Source organism: Erwinia sp. (assembly GCF_031978025.1).
Taxonomy (GTDB): domain Bacteria; phylum Pseudomonadota; class Gammaproteobacteria; order Enterobacterales; family Enterobacteriaceae; genus Erwinia.
Map to the genome: position 1 here is coordinate 1 of NZ_DALZCD010000172.1, position 9,203 is coordinate 9,203.

General features: G+C 53.3%; 11 protein-coding genes. 2 read left to right on the forward strand and 9 right to left on the reverse strand.

All coding sequences use genetic code 11. From position 1 onward, the window contains the following. On the reverse strand, positions 1-245 hold a 245-nt coding region (locus tag RTK32_RS14100), incomplete at its 3' end, for a class II aldolase/adducin family protein (RefSeq protein ID WP_312044991.1). A gap of 372 nt (positions 246-617) precedes the next feature. Here RTK32_RS14100 and osmB point away from each other — a divergent pair. Beyond that, entirely contained in the window at positions 618-836 is a 219-nt protein-coding gene (gene osmB / locus RTK32_RS14105; RefSeq protein ID WP_312044993.1) for an osmotically-inducible lipoprotein OsmB, read from the forward strand. A gap of 48 nt (positions 837-884) precedes the next feature. Here osmB and yciH read toward each other — a convergent pair whose 3' ends face one another. From yciH to pgpB, 5 genes are all read right to left on the reverse strand, one after another. Further along, on the reverse strand, positions 885-1,211 hold the full coding sequence (gene yciH / locus RTK32_RS14110) for a stress response translation initiation inhibitor YciH (protein WP_312044995.1): 327 nt from the start codon (positions 1,209-1,211) through the stop codon (positions 885-887). Further along, positions 1,211-1,921 carry an orotidine-5'-phosphate decarboxylase gene (gene pyrF, locus RTK32_RS14115; protein ID WP_312044997.1) on the reverse strand — a complete coding sequence of 237 codons (711 nt, stop codon included), beginning with the start codon at positions 1,919-1,921 and terminating at the stop codon, positions 1,211-1,213. Before pyrF ends, yciH begins: the two co-directional genes overlap by 1 nt. A gap of 217 nt (positions 1,922-2,138) precedes the next feature. Beyond that, a complete protein-coding gene (gene lapB, locus RTK32_RS14120; RefSeq protein WP_312044999.1) occupies positions 2,139-3,308 on the reverse strand; it encodes a lipopolysaccharide assembly protein LapB in 1,170 nt (389 codons plus the stop codon). 6 nt (positions 3,309-3,314) lie between these two features. Beyond that, positions 3,315-3,623: a lipopolysaccharide assembly protein LapA domain-containing protein gene (locus RTK32_RS14125; RefSeq protein ID WP_312045000.1), complete on the reverse strand. Its 309-nt coding sequence runs from the start codon at positions 3,621-3,623 to the stop codon at positions 3,315-3,317. Positions 3,624-3,757: 134 nt separating this feature from the next. Continuing rightward, complete coding sequence (gene pgpB, locus RTK32_RS14130) at positions 3,758-4,519, reverse strand: phosphatidylglycerophosphatase B (protein ID WP_312045003.1); 762 nt, start codon at positions 4,517-4,519, stop codon at positions 3,758-3,760. 211 nt (positions 4,520-4,730) lie between these two features. Between pgpB and ribA the strand changes: the two genes are divergently transcribed. Then, positions 4,731-5,324: a GTP cyclohydrolase II gene (gene ribA / locus RTK32_RS14135; protein ID WP_312045005.1), complete on the forward strand. Its 594-nt coding sequence runs from the start codon at positions 4,731-4,733 to the stop codon at positions 5,322-5,324. Between the two features lie 66 nt (positions 5,325-5,390). On the opposite strand, the gene acnA is transcribed toward ribA, so the two are convergent. The 3 genes from acnA to RTK32_RS14150 form a co-directional block, all read right to left on the reverse strand. Beyond that, complete coding sequence (gene acnA, locus RTK32_RS14140; RefSeq protein ID WP_312045007.1) at positions 5,391-8,078, reverse strand: aconitate hydratase AcnA; 2,688 nt, start codon at positions 8,076-8,078, stop codon at positions 5,391-5,393. A 468-nt stretch (positions 8,079-8,546) separates the two neighbouring features. Further along, positions 8,547-8,711, reverse strand: coding sequence for a hypothetical protein (locus RTK32_RS14145; protein WP_312045009.1), 165 nt, complete (start codon positions 8,709-8,711; stop codon positions 8,547-8,549). A 2-nt stretch (positions 8,712-8,713) separates the two neighbouring features. Beyond that, the gene (locus RTK32_RS14150) at positions 8,714-8,872 is read right to left on the reverse strand and encodes a YmiA family putative membrane protein (RefSeq protein ID WP_312045011.1); all 159 of its coding nucleotides are present in this window, start codon (positions 8,870-8,872) and stop codon (positions 8,714-8,716) included. Positions 8,873-9,203: the final 331 nt, after the last annotated feature.

Below are 9,203 nucleotides of genomic sequence, written 5' to 3' on the forward strand. Positions count from 1 at the left end.
GCACGGTGCGTATCAGTATCGGAAGAAGGCCGCATGTTCCCTTCCCGCACTTCGCCGCTTTCCAGATCGACAACCACCATGTCGTCGCGTTTCATCGCTTCATAGCTGACCCCGGAAGGTTTAATCACTACCAGCCCCTGCTCACGATCGACTGCGCTTACGTTGCCCCAGGTGAAGACGACAAGACCGTGGCGAGGCAGCGCCAGGTTGGCTTCCAGCACCTGTTGTTTCAGTTCTTCCAGCATTTGGTTTCTCCCGCTTTTTTCTACATTGTCCCCGCTGGCCCGGCAACAGGGTATGGAGGCGATCGCTGGATGCGTGGCAGAAATTAGCTGGGTGCCGGTAAAAATAGCGGAAAATTAAGATTTTTTACCTGTGAAGACGATCGTCTATGCTTAGAATACGTGCCAGCAATACCTTTACAGAAATAAGTCTGAAACTTAACAAATGTGTAAGTGTTGCTTCACGGAAACGGTAAAACGAACGTGATACAGAATGGCAATGTTTGATTTTAGTAAAATAAATCGCTAACAAACGGGCGTATGCAGGCCAAATGGCCAGGCGCACCTCTATACTTATAGCGTTATTCCTGCAGCAGCAATGATGGAGAAGTGACTATGTCAGTAACAATTAAACGTCTTACCGCTGGCCTGCTGGCCGCCACTCTGGTGCTTTCTTTGAGCGGATGCTCGAACTGGTCGAAACGTGACCGCAATACCGCTATTGGCGCGGGTGCGGGCGCAATCGGAGGGTCTATTCTTTCTAACGGCAGCGGTCTGGGCACCGTCGGCGGCGCAGCTGTGGGCGGGATCATCGGCCACCAGATCAGCCGTTAACGACCAGCACGTGAATCAAGGCCGCAGCAAACCGCGGCCTTTTTGTTTTCAGCCGCCCGCCAGCTTTACCTTCAGCCCTTTGGCTTCCAGCAGCGTCTTTAGCAGATCGCGCTTATCACCCTGAATTTCAATGACACCCTCTTTAACCGCCCCGCCACAGCCACATTTTTTCTTCAGCTCGGCCGCCAGTTTTTCCAGATCCGCATCCGGTAAATCGACGCCGGTAACCAGGCATACACCTTTGCCTTTGCGGCCACTGGTTTGCCGTTGTATACGTACGATGCCGTCACCTTTTGGTCGCGGGGCCACTACTGCAGGTTCATCAATGCGGCCGCTTTCGGTGGAATAGACCAGACGACTGTTGTTATCGGCCATTATGCCTCCTCAAGTGATGTGATGATGTTATTCAGCGCGACAGCCGGATCGGCAGCCTGTGTGACGGGACGACCAATAACCATATAATCTACCCCGGCCCGTAACGCCTGCTGCGGCGTCATGATCCGCCGCTGATCGCCCACCTCGCTGCCCGCCGGACGAATACCCGGTGTGACCAGTTTAAAGTCCTGGCCCAGAGCCTGCTTAAAGCGTACTGCTTCCTGCGCTGAACATACCACGCCATCCAGGCCGCACTGCTGCGTCAGCCGCGCCAGCTTTTCAGCCTGATCCGCTGGCGAAAGTTCAATACCGATCCCACGTAGATCGTCTGCTTCCATACTGGTCAGCACGGTGACAGCAATCAGCAACGGCGCATCTTTACCAAAGGAGACCAGCGCTTCGCGAGCTGCCGTCATCATACGGGCACCGCCGCTGGCGTGAACGTTGACCATCCAGACACCCAGATCGGCCGCTGCCGCCACGGCATGGGCGGTAGTGTTAGGAATATCATGGAATTTCAGGTCCAGAAACACCTCAAAGCCCCGCTGCTGTAGATCGCGGACCAGCTGAGGGCCAAACAGCGTGAACATCTCTTTACCGACCTTCAGACGGCAGCTGCGCGGATCGATACGGTCAACAAAGGCCATAGCGCTGGCGCGATCGGCGTAGTCTAACGCCACCAGAATGCGGGAACCGGGAGATGATTGCATGTTGAAACCCTCTGAAATAGGCACCGCGGGGTGCAGGAGATAAACGGCAAGCATTCTACCTGCGACGTCGTTAAATTCACAGTTTAGCGGCAAGTTTTCCCTGCCTGACCCAGGGCAGGGGGCAGCTGAAACCCGGTAATCTTCTCCATCAATAGTATGTTGTAACTATTTAACACTGATTAAAAAGGCCAGCGCGCTTCAGGAGCCGCCAGCCCGGTTATTGTCCGTCCAGTCCGCGTATTGGCTTCACCGATGACCAGGCACGACAGGAAGGACAGTGCCAGTAAAGCGCATGCGCGGTAAAACCACATTTATGGCAGCGGTAGCGCGGCTTGGTACGGATTTGCTCGCCGACCATATCACGCAGCACCATCAGGCTCTCTTTCGCCCTGCCGTCCTCCGCTTCGTGCAGATGGTAATCCATCAGGCGATGGAAAACCCGCATGGTAGGATGCCGCTGAAGCTGGCGATTAATATAGAGCTGTGCCACTTCGCCGCCCTCGTCCTTTTCGATCACATCAGAGAGGTAAAGCTCCGCCGCCGCGCCGGTATTTTCTTCAACGCAGCGCTTGAGGAACTCCGCCCAGGCATCAGGCTGCTGCAGCTGCTGGTAGCAGGTTTCCAGCATCGCCAGCGTTTCGCTGACCAGCTCTTTGTCCTGCTCTATTACACGCTGTAAAAATCCAACCGCTTTGGCATAATCGCCTTTTGCCATATGGATACGGCCCATCATAATCGAGACGCGGGCGCTCTGCCTGTCGGCGGACTCGCCTTTTTTCAACAGGCCCATCGCGCGGTCGAGGTCATCACTCCCCATCGCCTGCAGCGCCAGCTCACAATAGAAGTGTGCGATTTCCATGCGCTGCTTCTCTTTGCCCAGCTTGACCAGCCGCTCGGCCACTTCAATGGCTTTCGGCCAGTCGCTGGTTGCCTGATGAATCAGCAACAGCTGCTGCAGCGCGCCAACACGAAAATCGGTTTCATCGGTCAGCTGGCTGAACATCTCTTCAGCACGGTCATAAAAGCCTGCCGCCATATAGTCGCGACCCAGCTGCTGTATGGCCAAAAGACGCTGATCGTAAGTGAGCGAAGCGCTTTCCATCAAGGCCTGATGAATACGGATAGCGCGATCGACCTCACCTCTTGAGCGGAACAGGTTGCCCAGCGTCAGGTGGGCCTCAACCGTGCCGCTGTCTTCTTTCAGCATATCCAGGAAGAGGTCGACCGCTTTATCCTGTTGATTGGACAGCAGGAAATTCACGCCAGCAACATAATCGCGCGACAGGCGGCTCGCTTCCTGTTGCTTATCCTGCTGCGCGCTTCTGCGCCCCATGTACCAACCATAGGCAGCGGCAACGGGCAGCAACAGAAACAGCAGTTCCAACATAGGAGATTATTCCTTAACGGCAGGAACGGCTGGCGCGACCGCCGCTTCTTCTGCCTGGCCCAGCTGCTGCTGGAGACGTTTCAGTTTACGCTGGGAATTAGCCAGCGCCACGCGCACACGGAGCCAGAACAGTCCGCAAATGGCCCAGCCAATTAAAAATCCCGCCGCAAACAGGGTAGCCAGCAGTGTGGAAACGCGATATTCGCCCTGAGCCAGCAGGTAATTAAAGGTCACCACCTGATCGTTATGTGCGCCAAGCGTAACAGAGATAATGAAGATCACTAAAACCAGTAAAAAAATCAGCAAGTATTTCACAGTCCGTCCCATAGTCTGGTGATAACCAGATGAATTATGCCAAAAAAATAGCCCTGTTGCTTGCCTGATACGTCCAGGGTGCATGAAATATCCGCCCCCTCCTCAGGTTATGGGGGCAAACGGCGCTAACACAATCACGTCTCGTCGCGTTCGCTTATTTCCTGTTCTTCTGCCGGTGGAACAGTCAGCGGCCCGCTGTAGCGCTGTACCAGCCAGGCGGCCAGCGTAACCAGCACCCAGCTGATTAAGGTCGACGTGATCAGATCGCGCGGCCAGTGCATGCCCAGCACCAGACGGCTGGCCATCACGCCAATCGCCCACGCCACCAGCACGCAGATCGTCACGATACGGCGGCGAGGCCACAATAGCCCTACTGCCAGCAGCGCCCATGTGGCCGCGAACATCGTATGCCCCGAGGGGAAAGCATAGCCGGTTTCAAATTCCCAGTGAGCCTTTAGCCAGTCAGGCAAGCGAGGATCTTGCGCAATCGCCTCTCGTACCATAAGGCTGCGCTGCTTGCGTTTCTGTTCATAAAAGTACTTTTCATCAAGGCCGTGATTTTTTTCGAGCCACAGGACATAAGGGCGCGGCTCCTGTACCTGAGCTTTGATAAATGTTTTGGTGTATTGCCCGCCCAGAATGGCCACTATCACGATAGCCAACAGAATGATGGCGGACTTAAGACGATAACGCAGGCACCAGAGAAACCATGCGCAAAGTATGACGCTGGTCAACGCTCCCCATGGACTGGTAACGGTTTCGGTCAGCCAGAATAAAAGATGATGGCCCCACCCTGGCTCTGTCGGCTGCCAGCGCCAGCCGGTCAGCAAAACGCCGACCGGCATAATTAACAGCAACAGAGCACCCAGCGTAGTGCGTTTGGCGATCTCAAACATGACTTTCCCCGTGGATCCAGCAAGACGCTGATTTTTTCTGATGACAACATGATAAAAAATAATAACATATTGATTGAGATGGCGATAATTGTGCGCTATTAAAACAATCGCTCTAAGAGGTTAACCGTCCGGCTCCCGATTGTGGCAAAATAGCTATTATGAATGGTCGGCGCAAAGGTTAGCGCAGCCCCTGATGTATCTGGAGAGTCACATGCAGCTTAAACGGGTAGCAGAAGCCAAACTGCCCACGCCGTGGGGAGATTTCCTCATGGTGGGTTTTGAAGAACTGGCAACCGGTCACGATCATGTTGCGCTGGTTTATGGCGATATTACGAACAGCGAGGCGGTACTGGCGCGCGTCCATTCCGAGTGTTTGACGGGTGATGCGCTGTTCAGCCTGCGCTGTGACTGTGGTTTTCAGCTCGAGGCGGCGCTGAATCATATAGCGGAAGAAGGCCGTGGCGTCCTGCTTTACCATCGTCAGGAAGGCCGCAATATCGGACTTCTGAATAAAATCCGCGCCTACGCCTTACAGGATAAAGGTTACGATACCGTTGAAGCTAACCATCAGCTTGGCTTCGCTGCTGACGAGCGTGACTTCACGCTTTGTGCCGATATGTTTAAGCTGTTGGGCGTGAACGAAGTCCGTCTGTTGACCAATAACCCACGTAAGGTTGAAATCCTTAGCGAGGCGGGAATCAATATCATTGAGCGCGTACCGCTGATTGTCGGGCGTAACCCGGAAAATGCGCACTACCTTGATACTAAAGCCGAAAAAATGGGCCATCTTTTACCAAAAGCGTGATGAATAAAACGCCCAGGCCCCCTCGCACGAGGAAAAAAAATGCCCCTTTGCAGGGGCATTTTTGTTTTAGCTTTCAACCAGCATGTTACGAATAACGTAGTGCAGAATGCCATCGTTACGGTAGTAGGTCAGCTCATTACCGGTATCGATACGGCAGCGCGTTTGCAGCACTTCCTGACTGCCGTCAGCACGCGTCAGCGTCACGGCTACCGTGCCGCCAGCACTAAGCTGGTTCAGGTTTTCTATATCGATTTGCTCGTCGCCGGTCAGCCCCAGTGTTTTGCGTGTTACGCCCTCCGGGAACTCCAGCGGCAATATGCCCATCCCGATCAGGTTTGAACGGTGGATACGCTCAAAGGATTCCGCAATAACCACGCGAATACCCAGCAGACGGGGACCTTTAGCGGCCCAGTCGCGGCTGGAGCCAGAACCGTATTCTTTCCCGGCGATGACGGCCAGCGGCGTACCCTGCTGCTGATATTTCATTGCCGCATCATAAATCGCCAGCTGCTCGTCGCCAGGCACGAAACGGGTGACGCCGCCTTCAACACCCGGCACCATTTCATTACGAATACGAATGTTAGCGAAGGTACCCCGCATCATCACTTCATGATTGCCACGCCGCGACCCGTAAGAGTTAAAATCGCCCCGCTCTACGCCGTGCGAAAGCAAATAGCGTCCGGCCGGGCTTTCCGCTTTAATGCTTCCCGCCGGGGAAATATGGTCAGTCGTGACCGAGTCGCCCAGCATCGCCAAAATCCTCGCGCCCTTAATATCAACGACCGGCTTCGGCTCTTTTTCCATGTCATCAAAGAACGGCGACAGACGAATGTAGGTTGATCCTTCGTCCCAATCGTAGGTGGCCGCTTCGCTAACGCTGATTGCCTGCCAGTCCGGCGTCCCTTCAAACACTTCCGCATATTCTTTATGGAACATGTCGGTAGACACCAGCTGCACCGCTTCCGCAATGGCTTCCGGCGACGGCCAGATATCCTTCAGATACACCGGCTTGCCCGTTTTGTCATTACCGAGCGGATCCGTCTCCAGATTAATATTCATATTACCGGCCAGCGCGTAAGCGACCACCAGCGGCGGTGAAGCCAGCCAGTTGGTTTTGACGTAAGGATGGATACGGCCTTCAAAGTTACGGTTGCCGGAAAGGACGGCACCAACCGTCAGGTCACCTTTTTTGATAGCGCTCTCGATTGCATCTGGCAACGGGCCAGAGTTACCGATACAGGTGGTACAGCCGTAGCCAACAAGATTAAAACCGAGCTTGTCCAGATAAGGCGTCAGTCGGGCTGCCGCCAGATAGTCGGAAACCACTTTGGATCCCGGCGCCAGCGAGGCTTTTACCCACGGTTTGCGATCCAGGCCCAGCGTCACCGCGTTTTTCGCCAGCAGACCCGCCGCCATCAAAATGCTGGCATTAGAGGTATTGGTGCAGGATGTGATGGCGGAAATCACTACCGCGCCATCCTCCAGCTGGTGTTCCTTGCCCGTCGCGCTGTCGCGATAGCTGACCGGCTTGTGTTGTTTCTGCGCCTGATTGACTTCCAGCTCGTTACTGGCCTGAAAAGCCTGGGGCACTTCGCCCAGCGAGACGCGATCCTGCGGCCGTTTAGGCCCGGCCACGCTGGCTTCTACCGTGGCCATATCCAGCGCCAGCGAACTGGTGAAGACCGGCTCGTCTCCAGGGTTACGCCACAACCCCTGCGCTTTAGCATAGGCTTCCACCAGCGCCACCTGTTCAGCGGTGCGCCCGGTCAGCTTCATGTAGCCCACCGTGACATCATCCAGCGGGAAAAAGCCGCAGGTTGCGCCATATTCCGGCGCCATATTAGCGATAGTCGCCCGGTCTGCCAGCGGCAGATCGTCCAGACCATCCCCATAGAATTCGACAAATTTTCCGACCACGCCGTGTTTACGCAGCATCTGAGTCACGGTCAGCACTAAATCCGTGGCGGTAATGCCGGGATTCAGTTTGCCGGTCAGCTTAAAGCCGACCACGTCAGGGATCAGCATTGAAACCGGCTGGCCGAGCATGGCCGCTTCCGCCTCAATACCGCCCACGCCCCAGCCCAGTACGCCCAGCGCATTAATCATAGTGGTGTGGGAATCCGTGCCGACCAGCGTATCGGGATAGGCAACTTCTTCGCCATCCTGATTTTCATGCCATACCGCCTGGCCAAGGTACTCCAGGTTAACCTGATGGCAAATCCCGGTTCCCGGTGGTACAACGCTAAAACGGTTAAAAGCCTTCTGTCCCCAGCGCAAGAAAACGTAGCGTTCGTGGTTGCGTTCCATCTCTAAACGCACATTTTCTTCAAAAGCGTCGTCATCCCCGAAACGGTCAACGGTAACGGAGTGGTCAATGACCAAATCAACGGGAGAAAGCGGGTTAACTTTAGCCACGTCTCCCCCGAGCCGCTTAACCGCTTCACGCATGGCGGCCAGATCGACTACCGCAGGCACCCCGGTAAAGTCCTGCATCAGCACACGGGCAGGCCGATAGGCAATTTCACGATCGGCGTGTGCCTTAGCCAGCCAGCCGGCGAGCGCGCGGATATCCTCATCGGTAACAGAGTCTCCATCCTGGTAGCGCAGCAGGTTTTCAAGCAGTACTTTCAGGGATTTAGGCATACGGGAAAGATCGCCAAGCTGCCCGGCGGCTTTAGCGAGGCTGTAATAATGATAACGTTGACCTTTTACTTCCAGTGCGTCTTTTGTTATTTCGCGTAGGGTAGACGGCATGATTCCTCCTTCGTTTATCTGCTCATAACCTGAGTAAATGCAGGGTTTGATTTAAAGATAGTACAAAGTCGGCGTAACGTTTTGATAACATCACTGAAGCACAAAAGAAAACGCCCCGCTGATTGCTCAGCGAGGCGTCGTGAATCGTTTAGGTATGCTTTATTAATGCATGACCATACTAAGCCAGAGAAGGCTGGCCCAGAATAAGGCTGAAAACGTCCAGGCACTAAACCATGTCATTTGCGTTAAATTCATTTCCACCCTCACTCAGGTCTTATAAGACCAAACGTATTACCTCGAAACCTCACGCCTATGCGAGCAGGTTTTACCGTTTATCAATGGTTTCCCATTGGAGTTTCCCATTAACGGGCTAACAGTGTGCCCTGACCAGAAATGGCTGGCCTGTTAAACAGTGTGAATATTTATATTTGTCATGTTTAAGAAAAGTAACGAATATAAGTTTTAGCCTTAAGCTTTATTACTTTTATCCGACATTAAATCGATAAAGTTACGTTGCAATTCGTTCAGGCCCCAGCTTTCCGGGATGATGCTTTCTCTCGCCTTGCTTTTGCAATCCACTTTCTTCAACTTGACGGCTTGCTGTGGTTTTTGATTCAAATACTGCAGGTACATCGTTACCCCCATATATGCCAAATCATTACTGCAACAGCTCCCCAAAACAGCGCCGATGCGGCGAATACCGCTAACCAGGCCTTACGTCTCAGATTGCCGTTACGCTGAACCTTCAGAGCTTTGTGACCGAAGTCGGTTTCTACAGAAATTCTGCTAGCCATAGTTTTTGATAATCACTCTCATTGAAACGATTGTTTTGAGCAATCAGAAATTAGGAAGAATCCTAAACATTTTATGGCGTGAAATCCAGCTATTTTTATTACGCAGAACGATAAATAGTATTCATTAAAGTTTATGAAATCTATTGATCGTACTTAACCAAAATCCGGTTAACAAAATACGCTTTAAGCCAAATCTATTAACAAAATCCGTTTTTTCGCGCCATTGATAAATCAGCATTTATTGGAACCCCCTTGTCTGCTGCGCCCTGTCATGGCTTGATAATCAGAGTATGAGAATCATCCAGGAAGTGTGCAAAGACGCACCATGAAA

Coding starts and splice junctions, on each gene's coding strand:
- osmB (WP_312044993.1), top strand. CDS start 618: ATGTCAGTAACAATTAAACGTCTTACCGCTGGCCTGCTGGCCGCCACT.
- yciH (WP_312044995.1), bottom strand. CDS start 1,211: ATGGCCGATAACAACAGTCGTCTGGTCTATTCCACCGAAAGCGGCCGC.
- pyrF (WP_312044997.1), bottom strand. CDS start 1,921: ATGCAATCATCTCCCGGTTCCCGCATTCTGGTGGCGTTAGACTACGCC.
- lapB (WP_312044999.1), bottom strand. CDS start 3,308: ATGTTGGAACTGCTGTTTCTGTTGCTGCCCGTTGCCGCTGCCTATGGT.
- pgpB (WP_312045003.1), bottom strand. CDS start 4,519: ATGTTTGAGATCGCCAAACGCACTACGCTGGGTGCTCTGTTGCTGTTA.
- ribA (WP_312045005.1), top strand. CDS start 4,731: ATGCAGCTTAAACGGGTAGCAGAAGCCAAACTGCCCACGCCGTGGGGA.
- acnA (WP_312045007.1), bottom strand. CDS start 8,078: ATGCCGTCTACCCTACGCGAAATAACAAAAGACGCACTGGAAGTAAAA.
- RTK32_RS14145 (WP_312045009.1), bottom strand. CDS start 8,711: ATGTACCTGCAGTATTTGAATCAAAAACCACAGCAAGCCGTCAAGTTG.
- RTK32_RS14150 (WP_312045011.1), bottom strand. CDS start 8,872: ATGGCTAGCAGAATTTCTGTAGAAACCGACTTCGGTCACAAAGCTCTG.